Here is a 22,833-nt window from a genome sequence, read left to right as displayed (position 1 = left end):
CATCCAAATATATTCTTGGCTTAAGTGCGGCTAATCTTAGTCGCATAATAGAAAGCAATGTGAAGCCAATGGAGCCGAAAAATGAGCACGCACGACAATAACGATAATGCAGCAGCCTCAGGTAAATGCCCCTTTCATCACGGGGCGTCAGAAGAGAAAAGTGTTTTAGCACGCGGTGCCGGTAGCGGGACATCTAACCGCGACTGGTGGCCTAATATGCTGCGTGTCGATCTGTTAAACCAACACTCCAACCGTTCCAACCCGCTCAGTGACGACTTCAACTACCGCGATGAATTCAGCAAGCTCGATTACTCCGCGTTAAAAGCCGACATCCGCGCGATTCTCACCGATTCGCAATCCTGGTGGCCAGCCGACTGGGGCAGCTATATTGGGCTGTTCATTCGCATGGCGTGGCACAGCGCGGGTACTTATCGCACTATCGATGGTCGCGGTGGTTCAGGCCGTGGTCAGCAGCGTTTTGCGCCGCTTAACTCATGGCCGGATAACGTCAGCCTCGATAAAGCGCGTCGCCTGCTGTGGCCGGTGAAACAAAAATACGGTCAGAAAATTTCCTGGGCCGATCTCTATATTCTGGCGGGCAACGTGTCGCTGGAAAACGCCGGCTTCCGCACCTTCGGCTTTGGTGCCGGTCGTGAAGACGTGTGGGAACCGGATATGGATGTGGACTGGGGCCACGAAACCGAATGGCTGGCACATCGCCATCCGGAAGCGCTGGCCAACGCCCCGTTGGGCGCCACCGAAATGGGCCTGATCTACGTTAACCCGGAAGGTCCGGAAGCCAGCGGCGATCCAAAATCCGCTGCACCGGCCATTCGTGCCACCTTCGGCAATATGGGTATGAACGACGAAGAGATCGTGGCGCTGATCGCCGGCGGTCATACTTTGGGTAAAACCCACGGCGCGGCAGCAGCCAGCCACGTTGGCGTTGATCCGGAAGAGTCACCGATTGAAGCGCAGGGCCTTGGCTGGAGCAGCAGCTACGGCAGCGGCGTGGGTAAAGATGCCATCACTTCTGGCCTGGAAGTGGTCTGGACGCAAACGCCAACGCAGTGGAGCAATTACTTCTTCGAGAACCTGTTCAAATATGAATGGGTGCAGACGCACAGCCCAGCTGGCGCGATTCAATTCGAAGCGGTGGATGCCGAAGCGATTATCCCGGATCCGTTTGATCCCGAGAAAAAACGCAAACCGACCATGTTGGTGACCGACCTGACGCTGCGTTTTGATGAAGAGTTCGGCAAGATCTCGCGCCGCTTCCTCAACGATCCGCAGGCGTTTAACGAAGCCTTTGCTCGCGCCTGGTTCAAACTGACGCACCGTGATATGGGGCCAAAAGCGCGTTATATTGGTCCGGAAGTGCCGAAAGAAGATCTGATCTGGCAGGATCCGTTACCGCAGGCCATTCATCAGCCTACGCCGGCGGATATCAGCGACATCAAAGCGCGCATTGCCGCTTCAGGCTTGAGCGTCAGTCAGCTGGTTTCTGCCGCCTGGGCTTCAGCATCGACCTTCCGCGGGGGTGACAAACGCGGTGGCGCCAACGGCGCACGTCTGGCATTAGCCCCGCAAAACGGTTGGGCCGTTAACGCCAGCGTTATTTCCGATGTGCTGCCAACCCTGCAGAAGATTCAGCAGGAATCGGGCAAAGTTTCACTGGCTGACGTCATTGTGCTGGCGGGCAGCGTGGGTATCGAGCTGGCCGCCGCCGCTGCGGGTGTCGCGACACAAGTGCCGTTTACGCCGGGCCGCGTCGATGCGCGTCAGGATCAAACCGACGTCGAGTCGTTCAACTTCCTGCAACCGCTGGCCGATGGTTTCCGTAACTATCGTCGTAGTGCGAAAGGTTCCTCAACCGAAACCCTGCTGCTGGATAAAGCGCAACAGCTGACGCTGAGTGCGCCAGAACTGACGGCATTACTGGGTGGTTTACGCGTATTGGGCACCAACTTCGATGGCGGCCAGCACGGCGTGTTCACCGATCGCGTTGGCGTGTTGAGCAACGACTTCTTCGTTAATCTGCTCGACATGCGTACCGCATGGAAAGCCACCGATGAGAGCGAAGAGCTGTTTGAGGGCCGTGATCGTCTGACGGGAGAAGTGAAGTTCAGCGCTACGCGTGCCGACTTAGTGTTTGGTTCGAATGCTATTTTGCGCGCTCTGGCAGAAGTGTACGCCAGCAGCGATGCCAAGCAGAAGTTCGTGGCCGACTTCGTCGCCGCCTGGACGAAAGTGATGAATCTGGATCGGTTCGAGCTGTAATCAATCAAGCCGCAGCGAAATACGCTGCGGCTTTTGTCTTTAATCTTCGCGAAACGCCTCGAACGGCAGATTGAAACGTTTAGCCAATGCGGCCTTATGTTTATCCGTTAACTTGCGCTCTCCTTTCAGAATACGATTCACATAAGATCGCTGACCAATCTCATTCACAAAAGATGACTGGTTGAGATGATGCTGATCCATTAACACCCGCAATAATGCAACACCGCCAGCCAATGTATTGATACGTTTATTGAATTCTGAAAACTCGGAGGCGGAATCCTCATATTTCGCAACTTTATCAGCCAGCATTTCAATCAGCGGATGGGCAGGATGATGTTCAATCAAATACTCCACCAGCTCCAAAGCCTGCTCGTAATCAGCTTCTGATTGACTTCCACCCAGAAGCGGAACCGCTTTGATCAGATTATTGGAGGCCTGAATGGCTTCGGCGATCATTCTTTATTCTCCCGATAATGCTTAACCACTTTGTCATACTCAGCATGGGTCACTATGTGTTTGATAAAAATCCGTTGGGCAATGAAGTCCGCAAAAAACATCACTCTGAGATTATTCCCGCCGACGTTAATCACCCACCATTTGGCTCGGTATTTCATTCGATCAAGACTTGGAAAAATAGCTTTTAGCGCATCGGGATCGAGGAAAACGTTGCCATTTAAGGTTCTGTAAGTGGCATCCAATGCTGCTGCATCATTTGGAAATCTCCGTGTTGCTTCAGTGAACACTCTCCTTGAGATAACGTGCATCATTCCCTCGACATGTTCCAACATGGAAACATCATAGCGCAGAGCTGCAATGTTTCCAAGCAGGAAACTCGATGGCACATAGATAGCGTTGAGAAGGGGATTTGCCGCGCAGTGTTTACGCGGCAAAGAATTACTTCAAGGTGTAAGCATCCGCATCACGCCACGCCGGGAAGCGTTCGCGGTAGGCTTGTAGCTCTTCCAGTGACAGCTCCGCGTCGAGGCGCGCGCGCGCAAAGGGCTCGCCGGCGGCCAGAATCTCACCCTGTGGCGAAATAATGCGGCTATCGCCGCTGTATTGATGTTTATTGCCATCGCTGCCAACGCGGTTGCAGCCGGCGACGTAAGCCTGGTTTTCAATCGCACGCGCCAGCAGTAGCGACTGCCAATGCAGCGCACGCGGCGCTGGCCAGTTGGCGACATACAGTGCCAGATCGTAATCATTGTGATTACGCGAAAACACCGGGAAGCGCAGGTCGTAACAAATTTGCGGCAGAATGCGCCAGCCGCGCCACTCAAACACTTCGCGCGTTGCGCCCGCCACATAGTGCTGATGTTCATTGGCCATGCGGAACAGATGGCGTTTGTCGTACTGATGCACCGTGCCGTTGGGTTCCACCAGCAGGAAACGGTTTACCGCGCCTTTTTCCGTCTGAATCGCCGCGCTACCTCCCACTAAGGCATTGCTGGATTGCGCGTGCGCATGCAGCCACGCCACTACCTCATCCTGCGGCAGCGAGCTTTCGGCGGCTTCCATGGCAAAACCGGTGGTGAACATCTCCGGTAGCAGAATGATGTCGCGGCCTTCAATCCCCTTCAGCACACCGTCAAAATGGCGCAGGTTGGCGGCGCCATCCATCCAGCTCAGCGTTTCCTGCAGCACGGTAATTTTCAAAGCTGACATAAGCGCTCCGCAGCGGCGTCGAGCGTCGCTTCCTGTTTGGCAAAGCACAGGCGAATCAACTTGTGCGGGAAAGGTTCGGCGCAGAATACCGACAGCGGAATCGCCGCCACGCCAACCTCTTTGGTCAGCAGCTGGCAGAAACTGACATCGTCCAGATCGGAAATCGCGCTGTAATCCACCAGCAGGAAGTAGGTGCCTTCACACGGCAACACCTTGAAACGGCTGGTGGAGAGCGCCTTAATCAGCCGATCGCGGCGTGCGCGATAGAATTCAGACAGCTCGCGATAGTGTTCGGGCTGCTGGCGCAGCATATCGGCAATCGCCAGCTGTGCCGGTGTATTCACGGAGAAGGTCAAATACTGATGCACTTTGCGGATTTCGGCGCTGAGGGCGGCGGGTGCGATGCAATAACCGACTTTCCAGCCGGTCATGTGGAAGGTTTTACCAAATGAGGATACCGCAATCGCGCGCTGGCGCAGGTCGGCATGCGCTAATACGCTGGCGTGGCCCGCTTCGGCGAAGCAGATGTGCTCATAGACTTCATCGCTCAGCACATAGATTTCCTGCTCGGCAATGGCCTGCCAGAGTTCGGCATAATCACTTTTGCGCCATACGGTGGCGGAAGGATTGTGCGGCGTATTCAGAATCACCAGGCGGGTTTTGGCGCTTAGCAGGCTGCGGAATGCTGACCAATCCACGCGAAACTCAGGGGGTTGTAGCGCAATGCGTTTCAACACGCCGCCGGCGAGCTGAACAGCAGGTGCGTAGCTGTCATAGCTTGGGTCGAAGCAGATCACTTCATCACCCTGGCGTACCAGCGCGGTGATCGTCGCATAGAGCGCTTCGGTGGCGCCCGCCGTCACGGTAATGTCGCTGTTAACGTCAGGCGAGTGGCCGTAAAGTTCGGCGGTTTTCTCAACAATCGCCTCACGCAGTGGCAGTGTGCCGATCATCGGTGCATATTGGTTCGCGCCCTGACTAACGTGATAAGCCAGACGCTCTTGCAGATAGCGTGGACCGTCGAAGTCGGGAAAGCCCTGCGAGAGATTGATGGCGTTGTGCTGCTGCGCGAGCGCGCTCATTTGCGTAAAAATAGTGGTGCCGAGCGCCGGTAGTTTGCTCTCGGGGATCAGGTTGTGCTGCGTCATTATTTGTGGCCTTAAGCGCGAATGTCGTTGCGGAGAAACCCTGTGTTGCTGCCACTATAAACAGGATGTTAATATTTGGCAATCGAGACGCTTAGACGTCTAAACTAACCTGCGGAGCCTGTATATCGCTATGACGGATTTTCTCCCACTGGAACATTTAGTGGCCGCCTGTCACTGGATTGGTGGTAAAGGCTGGGCGCCCGCCACCGGCGGTAATATGTCGGTGCGGCAGGATGCGGAATATTGCCTGTTGAGTGCGTCCGGCAAAGATAAAGGCAGCCTGACGCGTGATGACTTTATGCAGGTGGAGATCGCCACCAATGCGGTGCCATCGGGGCGTACCCCATCGGCAGAAACCGGTCTGCATACCTTGATTTATCGTCTCTTCCCCCAGGCTGGCGCGGTATTGCATACCCATAGCGTTAACTCCACCGTGCTGTCGCGCGTTGATCAGAGCGATGCACTGCTGCTCAGTGGCTATGAGATGCAAAAAACGCTGGCTGGTCAGCATTCTCACCTCAATACCGTCGCTATTCCGTTGTTCGATAACGATCAGAATATTGATGCACTAGTCGAGCGTATCGCCGCCTTTGCCGCACACTCGCCGCTGCAATATGGCTTTCTGCTGCGCGGTCACGGTCTGACCTGTTGGGGCAAGGACGTGAACGAAGCGCGCCGCCATCTGGAAGGGCTGGAATTCCTGTTTGCTTGTGAACTGCAACGTCGCCTGCTGGAGGCAAAATGATCCGCGCCATTGTTACCGATATTGAAGGCACCACCAGTAATATCCAGTTCGTCCACACGGTGCTGTTTCCCTATGCACGTCAGCATTTAGCCGCCTTTGTACGCGAGAATGAGGCCGATGCAGGCGTGGCTGCGTCACTCAACGCGGTGCGGGAAGAGTCGGGAAGTGCGCAGGCCTCGCTCGACGAACTCATCACTACGTTAATTGGCTATATCGATCAGGATCGTAAGTCGCCGGGCTTGAAGGCGTTGCAAGGCATGATTTGGCGAGCCGGTTACCTTGAGGGCCAGTTTACCGGCCACCTCTATCCGGATGTGCTGCCAGCTTTGCAGCGCTGGCAGCAGCAGGGCCTTGGCCTGTATGTATATTCCTCGGGATCGATCGCCGCGCAAAAACTGTTATTTGGTTACAGCGATGAAGGTGATTTAACCTCGCTGTTTAGCGGCTATTTTGATACCGGCGTGGGCGCGAAACGTGAAACGCAGTCGTATCGCAACATCGCTGAAAAAATTGGGCTCGCACCCGACGCCATCCTGTTCCTGTCGGATATTCATCAGGAACTGGACGCGGCGGCACAAGCAGGCTGGCACACGGTGCAGTTAATTCGTGGCGCGGCAGATAACGTTAGTCGTCATCATCAGGTAAATGATTTTTCACAGATTAAACCGGAGTCGATTTAACATGAGTGCATTGACCATTTTTACCGATACCGAAGCCAATCAGCCGGTGTGGCACAGTACCGATGCAGCAGCGATTCGCGATCGCCTTAACGCTAAAAACGTGCGTTTTGAGCGTTGGGAAGCGGATCGCGATCTGGGCGTTGATCCCGATTCTGAGACGGTGATTAAGGCTTATCAGCATGCGATTGATCGCCTGGTCGCCGAGAAGGGCTATCAAAGCTGGGACGTGCTGAGCATGCGCGCGGATAATCCGCAGAAAGAGGTGCTGCGCACTAAGTTTCTCAATGAACATACCCACAGCGAAGACGAAGTGCGCTTTTTCGTTGAAGGTTCAGGGCTGTTTTGTCTGCATCTCGATGGCGAGGTTTATCAGATTCTGTGCGAGAAAAATGATCTGATTTCCGTACCTGCGGGCACCGCGCACTGGTTTGATATGGGCTCTGAGCCGCACTTCACTGCAATTCGTATTTTTGACAATCAGGAAGGCTGGGTGGCGAATTTCACCGGTGACCAGATTGCCGATGCGTATCCGCGTTTGGCGTGATTTTGAGTGTACTTTGCGAGCTAGATTGTGCTCGCTGTCCCCCATCCCGACCTTCCCCCATAAATGGGGGAAGGAGACGCTGCCACATGCAGCTTCAGCACTGACATACAGCAGCGTCATCCTCCTCCATTTATGGGGGAGGACCGAGGAGGGGGACAGCGAGCACAATCCAGCCTACCTCAAGGCAAAAATACCCCTTCCTGAACCTGTGCAGGTGTCACCACTCCGGTATCCAGCACCCAACCGCTAATCAGCGCCGCAGGCGTTACATCAAACGCCGGGTTATACACCGCTGCGTTTTCGGGCGCCCACTGCACGCTGCCAAAACTGCCTGACACGCCGGTCACTTCGCTGGCGGCGCGTTGTTCAATCGGTATCGCGGCGCCATTAGGGCATAGACGATCAAGCGTGGTATGCGGCGCTGCCACATAAAACGGAATGCCGTGATACTGCGCCAGCACGGCCAGGCTGTAAGTACCAATCTTGTTTGCTACATCACCATTGGCGGCGATGCGATCTGCACCGACCCAAATGGCATCTACCGCGCCGCGCGCCATTAAGCTGGCGGCCATCGAATCAGTAATCAACTGGTAAGGAATGTTGAGCTCACCGAGTTCCCATGCGGTTAAACGGCCGCCTTGCAGCAGCGGTCGGGTTTCATCAACCCAGACATTTTTCACCAAACCTTGCTGATGGGCATAGGCGATCACGCCCAGCGCGGTGCCCACACCCGCTGTCGCCAGACCGCCGGTATTACAATGGGTTAGCAACTGGCTGCCCGGTTTCACTAGTGTGCTACCGGCGCGGGCAATGTTGTCACACAGCCGTTTATCTTCGGCCACCAGCCGCAGCGCCTCAGCGCTTAACGCTGCGACAAAATCGTTCTCCGCCAGCGCCACTTTCATGCGATCCAGGTTATTCATCAGGTTCACCGCCGTTGGGCGGGCGGCACGCAGAACCTCCAGAGCGGCAGCTAATTCCACCCGCGTTGTCCCCTGTTCGCCAAGCAGCGCCAGCAGCAAACTGGCGGAGAGGCCAATCAGCGGGGCACCGCGCACGCGCAGGGCATGAATATGCTCAACCAGCTGCGCAACGCTGTGCGCAGGCAGCCAGTTTTGTTGTTGTGGCAGCGCCTGCTGGTCAAGGATCCACAGCTGGTTATCGCGGACCTCAAGGCTGGTGGTTCGAAGTGTTTGCATTGTGTGAAATCCCTGTTGCCTTAATGCTGGCTATTGTGCCAACATGCGTAACGGATGTATAGACGTCTGAACGGCTTATTACTGTCGAAACACGAGGAAAAAGCAATGTCGCAATACCGTACGTTCACCGCTGCCGATGCTGTGGAATATGCTAAAAAATTTGGCAGCGTGGACGATCCGTCAGCGCTGGTGAGCGCCGAGGAGATCGGTGACGGCAATCTCAACCTGGTGTTTAAAATCTTCGACAACCAAGGCCGCAGCCGCGTAGTGGTAAAACAGGCGCTGCCGTATGTGCGTTGTGTGGGCGAATCCTGGCCGCTCACGCTCGATCGCGCACGGCTGGAAGCGCAAACGCTGATTGAGCACTACAAACATTGCCCACAGCACACCGTTAACGTCACCCATTACGATGCAGAATTAGCGGTAATGGTGATGGAAGATCTCTCCACTCATCGTATCTGGCGTAGCGAGCTGGTGAACGGCGCTTACTATCCACAAGCAGGGCGCCAGCTGGGGGAGTATCTGGCGCAGACGCTGTTCCATACTTCTGATTTTTTCCTGCATCCGCACCGGAAAAAAGCCGAAGTAGCGCGTTTCATTAATCCGGAAATGTGTGAAATCACGGAAGACTTGTTCTTCAACGATCCTTTTATTGACCACGAGCGCAACAAGTATCCTGCCGCGCTGGAGTCGCTGGTGGTCAGCCTGCGCAGCGATGATGCATTAAAAATCGCTGTTGCGGGCCTCAAGCACCGCTTCTTTGCCGATGCCGAAGCTCTCCTGCACGGCGACGTGCACAGCGGCTCCATCTTTGTGGCTGATGGCAGCCTGAAAGTCATTGATGCAGAGTTCGGCTACTTCGGGCCGATTGGTTTTGATGTCGGCAGTGCGATTGGCAACCTGCTGATTAACTACTGCTGCTTGCCGGGCCTGCTGGCACCGCGTGAAGCGGCAGAAGGGCGCGAACGTCGTCTTAGTGATGTGCAGGATGTCTGTAACCAATTTGCCAATCGTTTCCTTGAGCTGGCCAAAGCGAAAACCAGTGATGTGGCGCTGGCCTATCCGGGCTATGCCGAATCCTTCCTGCGTAAGGTATGGCGCGATACCATTGGTTACTGCGGGACCGAATTGATTCGTCGTACCGTGGGGATGTCGCATGTCGCGGACTTTAAACAGATTAACGATGACACGATGCGCACCGAGTGCATTCGCAGCTGTATAACGCTAGGACGTACGCTGATTTTGGCTGCCGATCATGTTGCCGATGTTGACGCATTAATTGCGCGCATTCGGCAGGCGGGATAAAGCGATCGCCATAAAAAAAGCCTCCGCATGGAGGCTTTTTTATTTTATGCCGCTTCGCTGGTGCGCGAACGGGGTTTACTCTGCGGCTTTGGCACCGCCAGCGCTTCCGGCGCAAAGTCATCGACATTGATGGCTTTCAGGCGACTGGCTTCGGCGCGAATCAGCACCTGTGCTTCGCTCTCATCAATCCAACCCTCCTGCAAAGCACGCTGCGCTAGCGCATCCAGTCGGGTGAACGACAGGTGTTTTTTCTGCTGCTGGCACAGACGATCGTGAATCACTTCAGCCGCCATCACATCCTGCAGCGCTTGCTCCAGTTGACCCGCCGGATTGTGCGCGCTCGGTGCCAGATACTGACCGCGACCTAAACGGGTGCGCGTGGCGGAGGGCAGCTGCAGCAGTTTCGCCAACTGGTGATCGAGCTTGTCAGACGGCGCTGGGCAATGATGTCCACCCGCGAAGATCACCAGACGCAGCGCGCCGGCAACCAGGCGATTTGGGAAGTTGCGCAGCAGATCATCCATCGCCACTTCGGCCTGATGCAAGGCATCCTGCACGCCCCAATGCACCAGCGGCAAGTCGGCGGCATTACGGCCTTCATCGTCATAGCGTTTCAGCGTGGCCGAGGCGAGATACATCTGGCTCAGTACATCGCCAAGGCGCGCGGAGATGCGTTCGCGACGCTTCAGGCTGCCGCCCAATACCGCCATCGATACATCCGACAGCAGCGCGAGGTTGGCGCTTAAACGGTTGAGGTGCTGATAGTAGCGGCGCGTGGCATCGCGGGTCGGCGTGGCGCTGGTGCGGCCGCCGGTTAAGCCCAGCCACAGGCTGCGCACTTTGTTACTGCCGACGTGGCCGATGTGGCTGAACAGCGCGCGGTCAAAGGTCACTAAATCGTTTTTCGCTGCGGCATTCATCTCTTCCAGTACCCACGGATGGCAGCGGATGGCGCCCTGGCCGAAGATGATCATGCTGCGCGTCAGAATATTCGCGCCTTCCACGGTGATAGCGATGGGAGCGCCCTGATAAGCTCGCGCCAGGAAGTTATTTTCGCCGAGCATAATCCCTTTACCGCCGGCAATATCCATCGCATCGATAATGGTGCGCTGGCCGCGATGGGTGCAGTGATACTTCACAATCGCCGACAGCACCGCCGGTTTTTCTCCCAGCATAATGCCGCTGGTGATCAGCGTAGCCGCGGCGTCCATCACATAAGCATTACCGGCAATGCGCGCCAGCGGTTCTTCAATTCCTTCCATTTTACCGATGGAGACTTTGAACTGACGACGAATATGCGCATAGGCACCGGTTGCCAGCGCAATACTTTTCACGCTGCCGGTTGAGTTCGAAGGCAGCGTAATGCCGCGACCCACTGACAGGCACTCCACCAGCATGCGCCAGCCTTGACCGGCCATCGACGGGCCGCCAATGATGAAATCAATCGGCACGAAAATGTCTTTACCGCGCGTTGGACCATTCTGGAACGGCACGTTAAGCGGGAAGTGGCGCTGACCAATCTCCACGCCAGGCGTGTGGGTCGGAATCAGCGCGCAGGTGATGCCGAGCTCTTCAGTATTGCCCAGCAGATGATCCGGGTCGGAAAGTTTAAATGCCAGGCCAAGCACGGTGGCAATCGGTGCCAGCGTGATATAGCGCTTATTCCAGGTGAGACGCATGCCCAGCACCTGCTGACCTTGCCACTCGCCCATGCACACTACGCCGGTATCGGGAATCGCCCCGGCATCGGAACCCGCTTCCGGGCTGGTCAACGCAAAGCAGGGAATCTCATCACCGCGTGCCAGACGCGGCAAGTAGTGATCTTTCTGCTCGTCGGTGCCGTAATGCTGCAGCAGTTCGCCTGGGCCAAGCGAGTTCGGTACGCCAACGGTGATCGCCAGAATGCCGGAGACGCCGGCCAGTTTCTGCAGCACGCGTGCTTGCGCATAGGCTGAGAACTCCAGGCCGCCATACTCTTTCTTGATGATCATGGCGAAGAAGCGATGCTGCTTGAGATAGGCCCACAGCTCCGGCGGCAGATCGGCCATTTCATGGGTGATTTCGAAGTCGTTCGCCATGCGGCACGCTTCTTCTACTGGACCATCAATAAAGGCTTGTTCCTCTTCCGTCAGACGCGGTTGCGGATAGTTGTGCAGCTTCTGCCAGTCCGGTTTACCGCGGAACAGATCGCCTTCCCACCAGGTGGTGCCTGCATCAATCGCCTCTTTTTCAGTGCGCGACATCGGCGGCATCACTTTCTGGAAGCTGCGCAGTGCCGGCTTGGAGAACAGGCTACGGCGCATCGCTGGCAGGTTAAACGGCAGCAGAATGATCGCCAGGGGGACCAGCAGCCACGGCGTCCACACGCCAGCGGCCGCCAGCGCGCCGGTCCACAGCAGCAAAATCACGCTGCTGAGCAGCAGGGAGATTTGGTGATAGAACAAGACGCTAAGCAAAATTAGCGTCGCAATGATTGAGGCAACCAACATAATGAACCACTCCATAAGTAGTAAGAGGTCTGACCTGTTATGGGTGTAGGTTTAGAATATGGGGCAAAATTTATCAATCTGTTTACATCGCAATTACAACACATCTCACAAATTCATTGCGCGAACGGCAACAGCTGCCAAACTTCCTCAACAGGTCGCGCTTTTCCTGATGGCGGGCGCTTTGCGGCTTAGTCCCATTCCGTTAAACTTGCTGCGTCAATCTTTCCTCTAAAAGGACATCCCTATGTACCAGGACATTATTCGCTCAGAGCTCAATGAAGCAGCCGATACGCTCAACAACTTCCTGAGTGATGAAGCTAACATTCACGCGATTCAGCGCGCTGCGGTTCTGCTGGCCGACAGCTTTAAAGCGGGCGGCAAAGTGCTTTCCTGCGGTAACGGCGGCTCGCACTGCGATGCCATGCATTTTGCTGAAGAGCTGACTGGGCGCTACCGTGAAAACCGTCCTGGCTACCCGGCGATTGCCATTTCTGATGTCAGCCATCTCTCCTGCGTGAGCAACGATTTTGGCTACGATTACGTGTTCTCGCGCTATATCGAAGCGGTGGGTCGCGAAGGCGATGTGCTGCTGGGTCTGTCCACGTCAGGTAACTCTGCCAACATCATCAAAGCCGTTGAGGCCGCGCGCGCGAAGGGGATGAAAGTGATCACGCTGACCGGCAAAGATGGCGGCAAAATGGCGGGATCGGCGGATATCGAAATTCGTGTGCCGCATTTTGGCTATGCCGACCGCATTCAGGAGATCCACATTAAAGTGATTCATATCCTGATGTTGCTGATCGAAAAAGAGATGGTTAAGTAATGATGTGTTCCTCTCGCCGCTGGCGAGGGGTGCTAACCTAAGGCGGTTGCTATGTGCGAATTGCTCGGGATGAGCGCCAATGTCCCAACGGACATCTGTTTCAGTTTTACGGGTCTGGTGCAGCGTGGCGGTGGAACCGGGCCGCACAAAGATGGCTGGGGCATTACCTTTTATGAAGGCAAAGGGTGTCGCACTTTCAAAGATCCGCAGCCAAGCTATAACTCTCCGATTGCCCGATTAGTGCAGGAATACCCGATCAAATCGCATTCGGTGGTGGCACATATTCGCCAGGCGAATCGCGGTGAAGTGTCGCTGGAAAATACCCATCCGTTCACGCGTGAACTGTGGGGCCGTAACTGGACATACGCGCACAACGGACAGCTTAAAGGGTATCGCCAGTTGGATACCGGGCCTTTTCGTCCCATCGGTGAAACCGACAGCGAAAAAGCCTTCTGCTGGATTCTGCATAAACTTACCGAGCGCTATCCGCGCACGCCGGGCAACTGGCCGGCAGTTTTCCGCTACATCGCCGAGCTGGCAGCAGAAATGCGTGAGAAGGGCGTGTTCAACATGCTGTTGTCGGATGGTCGCTATCTGATGGCGTTCTGTTCGACCAATCTCTACTGGATTACGCGTCGTGCACCATTTGGCAAAGCGACACTGCTCGATCAGGATGTGGAGATTGATTTTCAGCAGCAGACTACGCCGCAGGATGTGGTGACGGTGATTGCTACGCAACCGCTAACCGGGAATGAAACCTGGCACCGGATAGTGCCAGGCGAATGGGCATTATTTTGCCTGGGTGAGCGCCAGGAATGATTTCGAGGCAGCATCCGGTGTTGAAATCACCGGGGTGCTGTTCACCGCATATTGGCCGGTTGCCGTTACGTTAACCGTTGGCGGCACACGGTACTTCACAAAGTAGGCATAGCCCGGCTGCAGTTCACGCCAGAAGTTAATGTAGGTCGAATATTTATGACGCTGCATGTTGCTGTCTGTCATGCGGAACGGATAGATATTGACCTGAATCTCCTGCTGACCATTACGCAGCGCGGCGTTGGTAAAGGCGAAGATCTCATCCATCGATGCATCGGTCATCGCGTAGCAGCCAACTGACACGCAATCACCGTGAATCATTAAATAGTTACCGTCATAGCCTTTAGCGCGATCGTACTGGTTAGGAAAACCGGTATTAATGGCGCGATAGAAACGGCTATCTGGTTTTAACTGGTTCAGCTTAACGTTATAAAAGCCTTCGGGACTTTTGAAATCGCCCTGACGACGTTTCGGTCCTAAGCCGCCAGAGAAATTACAGATGCGATAGCTGTCCAGCAGACGATATTCATTACCGATTTTGCCGTACAGTTCCAGCGTACGCTCTTCCTTGAAAATCTGAATAAATACAGGTGTACCAATTAATTGTTTCTTTAACTCTTTGCTCACCGGAGCCAGCGGTTGCGCAGGCTCAGGGTTAATTGCCCAGCTAAGGACCGGCATAAGAATCATCGCAAGCAATAATGCGATTCTGCCCATTCTGTAGATACCTTGATGTGAAGAGAGATGATGACGCTAAGCGTCCGGGTATTGCATTATCGGAAATATCCGCTATCGCAGCGCAACATTAACATTGTCTGGCTTTTAATCAAGCCAGTGTCCGAGAAAATGGCGCGTTCCTAAAAGGAATACGACCAGAAATTTGTAAACTTTAATTTGTTGATCAGAAAGTTCGCTTTTTTTCCTGGTTTTTAAAACGCCTTAATCCTGATGATAAACAAGACGCGTCCTGGCTGTTAACGGAATCCGTCTGCCTATACTGCGCCGGTCAATTTCATCAGGTAATAATCCATGGAACACTCCTCTCGCCCGTCCCTTTATCAGGTTGATAACCTGAGCTACATGTTGTCGTCCGGCCCGGATATGATTAATGCGCATTTACGCGGCGGCAAAGCCTGGGAGCCGACAACGCTGCAGATTTCTCAGCTGCTAATCGCAGGTATTGAGCGTCCGATATTGATCGATGTGGGAGCCAATTTAGGCGCCTGGTCGGTGCCGATGGGCGATCATATCCGGGCGAAGGGCGGAAAGTTATATGCTTTCGAACCCCAGCGTCAGGTGTTTTATCAACTTTGCGCCAATCTGTTTAGCAATCAGCTGTTTCATTGTCATGCCATGCAGATGGCAATTGGCGACGTGAATGGTGAAATTGACGTACCGGTACTGGATATGCAAACCGAGGTGAACGTCGGTGCGCTGTCGCTGGATGCTGATATTCGCGCGCAACAGAAGATGCTCAGCACCGCCTTTACAGAGAGTGAATCGGTACGCATCGCGACCTTAGACAGTTTGCACTTACCGGCCGCGCATCTCGTCAAAGTGGATGTGGAAGGGCTGGAGTTAGAAGTGCTGAAAGGTGCACGTCAGTGGCTTGAGAGCTCAGGCTATCCGGCGATTTTGTTTGAAGTGTGGGGCGACTATCTGCCGGCTCTGATCCCGAAACGCAATCGCCTGCTCAACCTGTTAAAACGTGCGCTGGGCTACGAAGTGGAAATGTTTGGCGAACTTGGCATCGCACAGCATCCGCAGAATAAACGCCTGGAGATTAAAAAAACCGATAAAGGCATGGAGATTCGTCGCCTGGTGTAATTGGCGCGCTAACATCAGGGTACTTTTGCATCTGTACAAATATCCAGTATTATAAAGAGGTCTCGATTGAATCTGGGTTAGTTGCAAAAGTGAAAATCATTCATGTCGATATGGACTGCTTCTACGCGGCGGTGGAAATGCGCGATGATCCTTCATTGCGCGATATTCCCATCGCGATTGGTGGCAGCCGCGTACAGCGCGGCGTGATCAGTACGGCTAACTATCCCGCGCGCAAATATGGCGTGCGCAGCGCGATGCCCACCGGTATGGCGCTAAAACTCTGTCCACATCTGCGTTTATTGCCGGGCCGCTTCGATGCGTATAAAGAAGCATCGCGCCAGATCCGCGACATCTTCTCGCGCTACACCGCGCTGATTGAACCCTTATCCCTTGATGAAGCCTATCTGGATGTGACCGACAGCCTGCATTGTCACGGCTCAGCAACATTAATGGCGCAGGCGATTCGGGCGGATATCCTGCGCGAAACCGGTTTGACCGCCTCGGCCGGCATTGCGCCGATTAAGTTTCTCGCCAAAATCGCCTCCGATCTCAACAAACCCAACGGGCAATATGTGATTACACCGGATGCCATGCCAGGTTTTTTACTGACGCTGCCGCTGAGCAAAATCCCCGGCGTTGGCAAAGTGGCGACGAAAAAGCTGGAAGAGATGGGTTTACGCACCTGCGCTGATGTCCAGCAGGCCGATCTGGCGCTGCTGCTGAAACGCTTTGGCAAATTTGGTCGTATCTTGTGGGAACGCAGTAACGGCATTGACGAACGCAATGTGGTGGTGGAGCGTGAGCGTAAATCGCTGGGCGTTGAGCGCACGCTCATGGAGGACATTCACAGCTGGGAGCAGTGTCTGGAGATTATTGACTTTCTCTATGCCGAATTAGATCGCCGCTTAACGGCAATCAAGCCGGATAAGCAGATCGCTCGTCAGGGAGTAAAGCTCAAGTTCAACGACTTTCAGCAGACTACGCAGGAGCATGTCTGGCCGGTATTAAACAAAGACGACATGATCGCGGTAGCGCGTCAGGCATGGGATGATCGTCGGGCAGGGCGCGGAGTGAGGCTAGTGGGATTGCATGTCACTATGGTTGATCCGCAGCTGGAGCGGCAGCTTGTGTTGGGGTTGTGAGGTGATGGTGCGGCCTGGCTCGCACCCACCCAAAACACTACTTCTTAGCGTACTTCGCTTCCAGCGTGGCAAACCACGGCGCGACGAAATCGCTGTTCTCGCCCCAGCCAGGGATAATCTTGTTCAGTGAAGCCACGTTAACCGCACCTTGCTGACTGTTCAGCTGCTGCTGCGAAATGGATGCCGCTTTAAACTCATAGCTTGCAGGCGTGGTTTCGCCGCCAATCTTGTTCGCCACCAGACGCATATTCACCGCGCCAATGGTTTTCGGGTCCACCGCCACGGTCTGCACCCAGGGACTGTTTTTCTCGTGCATCAGCTGCAGATCCTGGTTGGATACGTCGATGCTATACAGCTTGATTTCAGTACGACCATTCTCCTGCAACGCTTTGTAGGCGCCCTGGCTAAATGCATCCCACGAACCCCAAATTGCATCAATCTTGCCTTTCGGGTACTTCGCCAGAATCGCGCCAATCTTGTTGGCGGTATCGCCCTGAACATCAGAGGAGACGGCGCCGATCGATTCCAGTTGATGAATGCCTGGGTTCTCTTTCAGCAACTTCTCATACACCACCTGACGACGATCCATCGCCGGGAAACCGGCCACCCACAATTTGACGATATTCGCTTTGCCATTGAAGTCTTTGATCAGACTGCCGAGTGATTCCTGCGCCAGCGAGGCGTCATTTTGCGCGGTTACGGTCACACCCTTCACTGGCGTATTTACCGGCGTATCAAACACCGACAGCTTAATACCGGCATCGGCGATGCGCTGCACTAGCGCGGTAGAGTAGGGATCTTTGCCATGCGACAGAATAATGCCGTCATATTTTTGGCTGATCGCCTGATTAACAAAATCCTGGAAACGCGCATCATCGCCGTTGCTTAAAAAAGTGCTGACCTTAAAGCCCAACTTGCGGCCCTGCTGAATCGCACCGGCCACAAACTGTGTGGTGTTGTCGTCGGAACCGAGGTTACGGATGATGGCAATGCGCACCGGGCCTTCGTGATTGGCGATGGCTGCGGGCACCGGCGTTGTGGTGTCGGCAAAGGCAGCGCTGACGTTCAGCAGGCTCACTGCCAGCAGCGAAAGGGTAATTTTTTTCATTATGCTCTCTTTCTGAATAACAGCGCTTTAGCGGCGCTGGATGTAAGTGATTGCCAGCGCCAGCGCCAGCACCAGTCCTTTAATGATGTCCATCGCGTAATAGGGCACCGACAGCATCACCAGCCCGTTCTGCAACACGCCGAGGATGACGGCACCCACCAGAGTCCCCAACGCATTAGGTTTGCCTGAACCGGCCAGCGAGAAGCCAATCCACGCCGCGGCGACGGCGTCCATCAGGTAACCGCCGCCGGCATTCACCTGCGAAGAGCCGATGCGCGAAGCCAGCAGAATGCCGCCCAGCCCAGCCAGCAGCGATGAAAGCACATAGGCCAGCACGCGATAACGCGTGGTGCGGATGCCTGATAACCGCGCCGCTTCCGCATTACCTCCGAGCGCATACATGCGACGACCGTGCTTGGTTAGCGATAGCGCCAGCTGCGCCACTATCGTCACCACCAGCATAATAATCACGATAGTTGGCACCTGGCCGAGCAGGCCAAAAGCAGCGGGAATGGTGCCCTCGGCCATGTCACCGCTTGGCAGCACCATATTTTCCGTGATCGACCCGCCGAAGCTGTAGGTCATCGCCACGCCCTGAATCACAAATAGCGTGGCCAGCGTGGCGAGCATGTCGGGAATACGCAGAATCACAATCAAGAAGCTGTTGAATAATCCCACCAGCGTGCACAGCAGCAGCGTGATAATAATGGCTTCGGTGGTGCCAAAGCCGTGCCAGACGAAGAGCGAAATCACCAGCGCATTGGCCAGCGATGCCGTCGATCCGACTGACAGGTCAAAGCCGCCAATCGTCAGTGAAATCGATACGCCGATGGCGATTACCGTCACGATGGCAATCGAACGCAGGATGTTGATGATGTTGGTGGGCTCAAGGAAGCTGTCTGAGGCCAGACCAAACGCGGCAATCAGAATAACCACCGTCAGCAACATGCCCCATTTATAGAGGAAATCGAAGAGCTGGTGGCGCAGAGAAGGCTGCGGGGTTAGGGATAGTTCTTTGCTGCTCACGCAGGTGTTCCTCCGGTGGAATAAAGCAGAAGTGTCTCTTCTGTGGCGTCTGTGCCCTCCATCTCTGCCACAATGCGCCCATCCCAGAGCACACAAATGCGATCGCATAAACCGACCAGTTCAGAAAACTCGCCCGAAGCATAAATGATGCCTTTACCTTCGCGCGCTAAGCCTGCGATCAAACTGAATAGCTCGGTTTTGGCTTTGATATCAACGCCCTTTGTGGGCTCATCAAAAATCAGTACATCGGCGTTGTTGCGCAGCCATTTGCCAATTGCCACCTTCTGCTGATTACCGCCGGACAGACGACGCAGGGTTTGCGCCGGTCCGGTAGTACGTACATTCAGGCGTTGAATCACCTCTTCAGCCCAGCGCCATGCCTTGCGATGACCGAACACGCTCCAGCGCGAAAAACTGTTATCAGCGCTGATACTGAGATTCATGCTGACGGGTTCATCGATGAAAATGCCCTCTTTGCGCCGCTCTTCCGGCACCAGCGCCATGCGGTTCTCGACAGAATCGTGGGGTGAACGCGGTCGCCATGCTTTGCCGTGCAGTTCGCCTTTCTCAACGCGGCTTTTGCTGGCGCCAAACAGCGCTTTGCACAGTTCGGTTTTACCGGCACCGGCTAAACCCGCAATGCCGAGGATTTCGCCCTGGTGCAGCCGCAGCGAAATGTCCTGCAGTAACTGGTCGTCGTGCAAGCCGTCAACCGACAGCAGCAGCGGTCGCGCCTCACGCGTGCGACGGGGCGGAAAGACATCGTTGAGCTGATGTCCCAGCATCTTCTCTACGATTTGCTCGCCGCTCAGCGCGGCCATCGGACAGCTTTCGATCAGGCGTCCGTCACGCAGCACCGTCAGGCGATCGCATATCGCTTTCAATTCGTGAATACGATGCGAGATAAACACCACGCCAATACCGCTGGACTGTAAGCGACGCACCACGGCGAACAGGCGCTCGCTCTCGTGCTGATCGAGCGGAGCGGTAGGTTCATCAAGAATTAGAAAGCGGCAGTGGTGCGAGAGCGCGCGAGCCAGCAGAATTTGCTGCTTCTCCGCTAGCGTGCAGCGTTCAACCAGACGATTGACGTCAATGTTTACTTGCAGCTGCGCCAGCAAAGCACGCGCCTGGCGACGTATATCGCGCCAGTTATAGAGGTGCCCCGGCTCGGCTAAGCGATCGAGCAGAATGTTCTCTGCCACGCTAAGTTGCGGCACCAGCGCCACATCGACTTCCTGCTGGACCAGATGGATGCCCAGCTTTTTGGCATCACGCGGCGAGCGAATCATCACCGGTACGTCGTCCAGCAGAATCTCACCGCTGTACTGCGCATGCGCCCCAGCCAGCACCGCCATCAGCGTTGATTTTCCGGCGCCGTTGGCACCGGTTAAGGCATGTACCGAACCGCCTGCGGTGAGGAAATCGACCTGCGATAGCGCGGCGAAACCGCCAAAGGCGATGGAGATATTACGCATCTCCAGGCGGTTGATCGCAGTCATGAAGCCGGGCCTTTAATTATTTGAGTGGGAGGCATTTTTTCCTGAACCCACACTCTGGGCAACAATCGAAAGGGCATAAGCTAGCACGAAATCTTCTTAGCCGTCCGGACATCTGGACATGATGGCGGCTAAAGCTGAAGAGCAGGTAAGAGTTGGAGGAATCAGGAGGTGGGAAGCAAGATTGTCAGGGCAATATTCTGGGGAAGTCGATCGCCATAAAGGGCAACCCGACGCTATGCCTGCAAAGATTTTGTCGACTGTGCATTAATTTGCGCAAGGCAAAAAAAAACCCGACCGAAGCCGGGTTGCTCGCGAAAGCGCAAACTTACGCTTTTTCTGGCATTACGCTCAGCAGCGCAGTCAGCAGCTTCCAGTACAAACCGACGCTCTCGATGTGTACCTGCTCATCGGGCGAGTGCGGGCCGGTAATGGTGGGACCGATCGAAACCATATCCATTTCCGGGTACGGCTTCTTGAACAGACCACACTCCAGACCGGCGTGAATCACCTGAATGTTTGGCGTTTTGCCAAACAGCGCTTCGTAAGTTTTACGCGTCAGCGCCATAACCGGTGAGTCAGCATCGGGCTGCCAGCCTGGGTAGCCGCCCTTCGGTGCGCCTTGCGCGCCAGCAAGATCGGCCAGCGAGGTCAGCACTTCAACCACCCAATCTTTACCAGTATCGATCAGTGAACGAATCAGGCAGATGATTTCGGCATTATTCTGATCCATGGTCACCACGCCGACGTTCAGCGAGGTTTCCACCACACCTTTAGCGACGTCGGAGTTACGGATCACGCCGTTTGGCGTAGCATTCAGCAGGTTCAGGAAACGATCGCGGCTGTCAGTGCTTAACGCCTGGCCCTGGTGCACCAGCGACTCGGTAACCACCGCAATGTGTTTCTCTTTAATGCCCAGCTCGTTCAGCAGCGTCGCCTGGAAATGTGCCGCAGCAGATTTCAGCGCATCCACTTGATGGCTATCGATGGCCAGCGTCGCGAAGGCTTCGCGTGGAATGGCGTTGCGCAGCGTACCGCCGGTGAATTCGATCAAACGTACGTCGAATTCACGCGCGTGCAACGCCAGGAAACGCGCCAGCAGCTTGTTGGCGTTGCCCAGACCGTGGTGAATGTCGGCACCGGAGTGACCGCCTTTCAGGCCTTTCAGCGTCAGCTTCAGGGTCTCATAGCCCGCCGGGACAGCTTCACGCGTCAGTGGCAGGGTGGTGATGAAGTCGATACCCCCGGCGCAACCCATGTAGATCTCGCCTTCCTCTTCGGAATCGGTGTTGATCAGAATGTCGGCCTGCAGCCAGTTCGGCTGTAAACCAAATGCACCGTCCATGCCGGACTCTTCGGTCATGGTCAGCAGCACTTCGACCGGACCGTGGATCAGGCTGTTATCAGCCAGTACCGCCAGCGCAGAAGCCATACCAATGCCGTTATCCGCGCCCAGCGTGGTGCCGCGCGCTTTCACCCATTCGCCATCAACGTACGGCTGAATCGGATCTTTGGTGAAGTCGTGCACTGTGTCATTGTTCTTCTGCGGCACCATATCGAGGTGCGCCTGCAGCGCCACCGGCGTGCGATTTTCCATGCCAGCCGTAGCGGGTTTACGAATCAGGATGTTGCCAACCTGATCGCGCTCAACCCAAAAACCTTGCTCTTTTGCCCAGCCAACAACGTATTCGGCCAGGGCTTCTTCATGGTAAGAAGGGTGCGGAATGGAACAGATTTTGGCAAAAATATCCCACAGCGGTTGGGGTGAAAGTTGCGACAATTCAGACACCATGCGTCTCCTGTGTCAGCGTGGCGGACATACCGCACGCACGCGGGTTTCCAGTAAAAATCGTCGTCAGAACATCTGACGTGATGGGCCTGAGAATATCACTGTTTCTCGCCGGGTGCGTAATCAGGCGCGCTAAAAACCTGCAACCAGTAAGACAGATGCTGGTTTTTAAGGCGTCAGATCCTTATAATCTCGCGCAACCTTTTCCCCCTTGCATATTTTTTAAGCCAAGTTTCTTGGCCGGGATTCCTTCATATGAGCGAAAAATACGTCGTAACCTGGGACATGTTGCAAATTCATGCCCGTAAACTGGCCCAGCGCCTGCTTCCTGTGGAACAGTGGAAAGGTATCATTGCGGTGAGCCGCGGTGGTCTGGTTCCGGCATCATTGCTGGCGCGCGAACTGGGTATTCGCTATGTCGATACCGTTTGCATCTCCAGCTACGATCACGACCATCAGCGCGAAATGAAAGTGCTGAAGCGTGCAGAAGGCGACGGTGAAGGCTTCATCGTGATTGACGATTTAGTGGATACCGGCGGCACCGCGCAGGCGATTCGCGATATGTATCCAAAAGCGCGTTTCTGTACCATCTTCGCCAAGCCAGCTGGCCGTGCGTTGGTAGACGACTATATTGTCGACATCCCGCAGAACACCTGGATCGAGCAGCCTTGGGACATGGGCGTGGTGTACATCCCGCCAATCGTCAAAAGCTAATTGATGCATCGCAAACAACGCCCGGTTATGCCGG

At 55.1% G+C, this 22,833-nt stretch carries 21 protein-coding genes; 10 read left to right on the top strand and 11 right to left on the bottom strand.

Going from position 1 to position 22,833, the window contains the following annotated elements; translation table 11 throughout:
• Positions 1-81: 81 nt before the first annotated feature.
• Positions 82-2,280: a catalase/peroxidase HPI gene (katG, locus tag WFL93_RS05140; RefSeq protein WP_336777382.1), complete on the top strand. Its 2,199-nt coding sequence runs from the start codon at positions 82-84 to the stop codon at positions 2,278-2,280.
• Positions 2,281-2,319: 39 nt separating this feature from the next.
• On the opposite strand, the gene WFL93_RS05135 is transcribed toward katG, so the two are convergent.
• From WFL93_RS05135 to WFL93_RS05120, 4 genes are all read right to left on the bottom strand, one after another.
• Positions 2,320-2,736 (bottom strand): helix-turn-helix domain-containing protein, encoded by a 417-nt coding sequence (locus tag WFL93_RS05135; protein ID WP_007887171.1) that lies wholly within the window; start codon positions 2,734-2,736, stop codon positions 2,320-2,322.
• On the bottom strand, positions 2,733-3,044 hold the full coding sequence (locus tag WFL93_RS05130; RefSeq protein WP_336777406.1) for a type II toxin-antitoxin system HigB family toxin: 312 nt from the start codon (positions 3,042-3,044) through the stop codon (positions 2,733-2,735). Before WFL93_RS05130 ends, WFL93_RS05135 begins: the two co-directional genes overlap by 4 nt.
• A gap of 130 nt (positions 3,045-3,174) precedes the next feature.
• Positions 3,175-3,945 carry an amidohydrolase gene (locus WFL93_RS05125; RefSeq protein WP_049850752.1) on the bottom strand — a complete coding sequence of 257 codons (771 nt, stop codon included), beginning with the start codon at positions 3,943-3,945 and terminating at the stop codon, positions 3,175-3,177.
• Positions 3,933-5,093, bottom strand: a complete 1,161-nt coding sequence (locus WFL93_RS05120) for a pyridoxal phosphate-dependent aminotransferase (RefSeq protein ID WP_336777381.1) — start codon at positions 5,091-5,093, stop codon at positions 3,933-3,935. The genes WFL93_RS05125 and WFL93_RS05120 overlap by 13 nt, the downstream gene beginning before the upstream one ends.
• 130 nt (positions 5,094-5,223) lie before the next feature.
• Here WFL93_RS05120 and WFL93_RS05115 point away from each other — a divergent pair, with 130 nt between their 5' ends.
• From WFL93_RS05115 to WFL93_RS05105, 3 genes are read left to right on the top strand one after another with little or no spacing between them, the layout of a single operon-like run.
• Complete coding sequence (locus WFL93_RS05115) at positions 5,224-5,838, top strand: methylthioribulose 1-phosphate dehydratase (RefSeq protein ID WP_049850754.1); 615 nt, start codon at positions 5,224-5,226, stop codon at positions 5,836-5,838.
• Positions 5,835-6,518 carry an acireductone synthase gene (gene mtnC / locus WFL93_RS05110; RefSeq protein ID WP_336777380.1) on the top strand — a complete coding sequence of 228 codons (684 nt, stop codon included), beginning with the start codon at positions 5,835-5,837 and terminating at the stop codon, positions 6,516-6,518. Before WFL93_RS05115 ends, mtnC begins: the two co-directional genes overlap by 4 nt.
• Position 6,519: 1 nt before the next feature.
• Complete coding sequence (locus WFL93_RS05105) at positions 6,520-7,062, top strand: 1,2-dihydroxy-3-keto-5-methylthiopentene dioxygenase (protein WP_049850756.1); 543 nt, start codon at positions 6,520-6,522, stop codon at positions 7,060-7,062.
• 179 nt (positions 7,063-7,241) lie between these two features.
• Here WFL93_RS05105 and mtnA read toward each other — a convergent pair whose 3' ends face one another.
• A complete protein-coding gene (mtnA, locus tag WFL93_RS05100; protein ID WP_336777379.1) occupies positions 7,242-8,261 on the bottom strand; it encodes an S-methyl-5-thioribose-1-phosphate isomerase in 1,020 nt (339 codons plus the stop codon).
• 105 nt (positions 8,262-8,366) lie between these two features.
• On the opposite strand from mtnA, the gene mtnK reads away from it, so the two are divergent.
• On the top strand, positions 8,367-9,566 hold the full coding sequence (gene mtnK, locus WFL93_RS05095; protein ID WP_336777378.1) for an S-methyl-5-thioribose kinase: 1,200 nt from the start codon (positions 8,367-8,369) through the stop codon (positions 9,564-9,566).
• Between the two features lie 44 nt (positions 9,567-9,610).
• On the opposite strand, the gene fadE is transcribed toward mtnK, so the two are convergent.
• Positions 9,611-12,055 (bottom strand): acyl-CoA dehydrogenase FadE, encoded by a 2,445-nt coding sequence (gene fadE / locus WFL93_RS05090; RefSeq protein WP_336777377.1) that lies wholly within the window; start codon positions 12,053-12,055, stop codon positions 9,611-9,613.
• Positions 12,056-12,299: 244 nt separating this feature from the next.
• Here fadE and lpcA point away from each other — a divergent pair, with 244 nt between their 5' ends.
• Both lpcA and WFL93_RS05080 read left to right on the top strand, forming a co-directional pair.
• Positions 12,300-12,878 (top strand): D-sedoheptulose 7-phosphate isomerase, encoded by a 579-nt coding sequence (lpcA, locus tag WFL93_RS05085; protein WP_061717531.1) that lies wholly within the window; start codon positions 12,300-12,302, stop codon positions 12,876-12,878.
• Between the two features lie 51 nt (positions 12,879-12,929).
• Complete coding sequence (locus WFL93_RS05080) at positions 12,930-13,697, top strand: class II glutamine amidotransferase (protein ID WP_007887151.1); 768 nt, start codon at positions 12,930-12,932, stop codon at positions 13,695-13,697.
• On the opposite strand, the gene dpaA is transcribed toward WFL93_RS05080, so the two are convergent.
• On the bottom strand, positions 13,668-14,411 hold the full coding sequence (dpaA, locus tag WFL93_RS05075) for a peptidoglycan meso-diaminopimelic acid protein amidase (protein ID WP_007887150.1): 744 nt from the start codon (positions 14,409-14,411) through the stop codon (positions 13,668-13,670). The two genes, WFL93_RS05080 and dpaA, sit on opposite strands and share 30 nt — an antisense overlap.
• A gap of 312 nt (positions 14,412-14,723) precedes the next feature.
• Between dpaA and WFL93_RS05070 the strand changes: the two genes are divergently transcribed.
• Both WFL93_RS05070 and dinB read left to right on the top strand, forming a co-directional pair.
• Positions 14,724-15,521, top strand: coding sequence for an FkbM family methyltransferase (locus WFL93_RS05070; RefSeq protein WP_336777376.1), 798 nt, complete (start codon positions 14,724-14,726; stop codon positions 15,519-15,521).
• Positions 15,522-15,610: 89 nt separating this feature from the next.
• On the top strand, positions 15,611-16,663 hold the full coding sequence (gene dinB, locus WFL93_RS05065) for a DNA polymerase IV (protein ID WP_255351258.1): 1,053 nt from the start codon (positions 15,611-15,613) through the stop codon (positions 16,661-16,663).
• A gap of 37 nt (positions 16,664-16,700) precedes the next feature.
• On the opposite strand, the gene WFL93_RS05060 is transcribed toward dinB, so the two are convergent.
• The 4 genes from WFL93_RS05060 to pepD form a co-directional block, all read right to left on the bottom strand.
• Positions 16,701-17,771 (bottom strand): sugar ABC transporter substrate-binding protein, encoded by a 1,071-nt coding sequence (locus WFL93_RS05060; RefSeq protein ID WP_007887141.1) that lies wholly within the window; start codon positions 17,769-17,771, stop codon positions 16,701-16,703.
• 27 nt (positions 17,772-17,798) lie between these two features.
• Complete coding sequence (locus tag WFL93_RS05055) at positions 17,799-18,797, bottom strand: ABC transporter permease (RefSeq protein ID WP_007887140.1); 999 nt, start codon at positions 18,795-18,797, stop codon at positions 17,799-17,801.
• A complete protein-coding gene (locus WFL93_RS05050) occupies positions 18,794-20,299 on the bottom strand; it encodes a sugar ABC transporter ATP-binding protein (protein WP_336777375.1) in 1,506 nt (501 codons plus the stop codon). Before WFL93_RS05050 ends, WFL93_RS05055 begins: the two co-directional genes overlap by 4 nt.
• A 325-nt stretch (positions 20,300-20,624) precedes the next feature.
• Positions 20,625-22,085, bottom strand: coding sequence for a beta-Ala-His dipeptidase (pepD, locus tag WFL93_RS05045; RefSeq protein ID WP_336777405.1), 1,461 nt, complete (start codon positions 22,083-22,085; stop codon positions 20,625-20,627).
• 255 nt (positions 22,086-22,340) lie between these two features.
• Here pepD and gpt point away from each other — a divergent pair, with 255 nt between their 5' ends.
• On the top strand, positions 22,341-22,799 hold the full coding sequence (gpt, locus tag WFL93_RS05040) for a xanthine phosphoribosyltransferase (protein WP_007887137.1): 459 nt from the start codon (positions 22,341-22,343) through the stop codon (positions 22,797-22,799).
• Positions 22,800-22,833: the final 34 nt, after the last annotated feature.

The sequence above is a fragment of the Pantoea sp. USHLN256 genome (assembly GCF_037149875.1).
In the GTDB taxonomy this organism is placed as follows: domain Bacteria; phylum Pseudomonadota; class Gammaproteobacteria; order Enterobacterales; family Enterobacteriaceae; genus Pantoea; species Pantoea nemavictus.
Note: the sequence above shows the minus strand (reverse complement) of the source record. Positions and strands in the feature narration are given on the sequence as shown.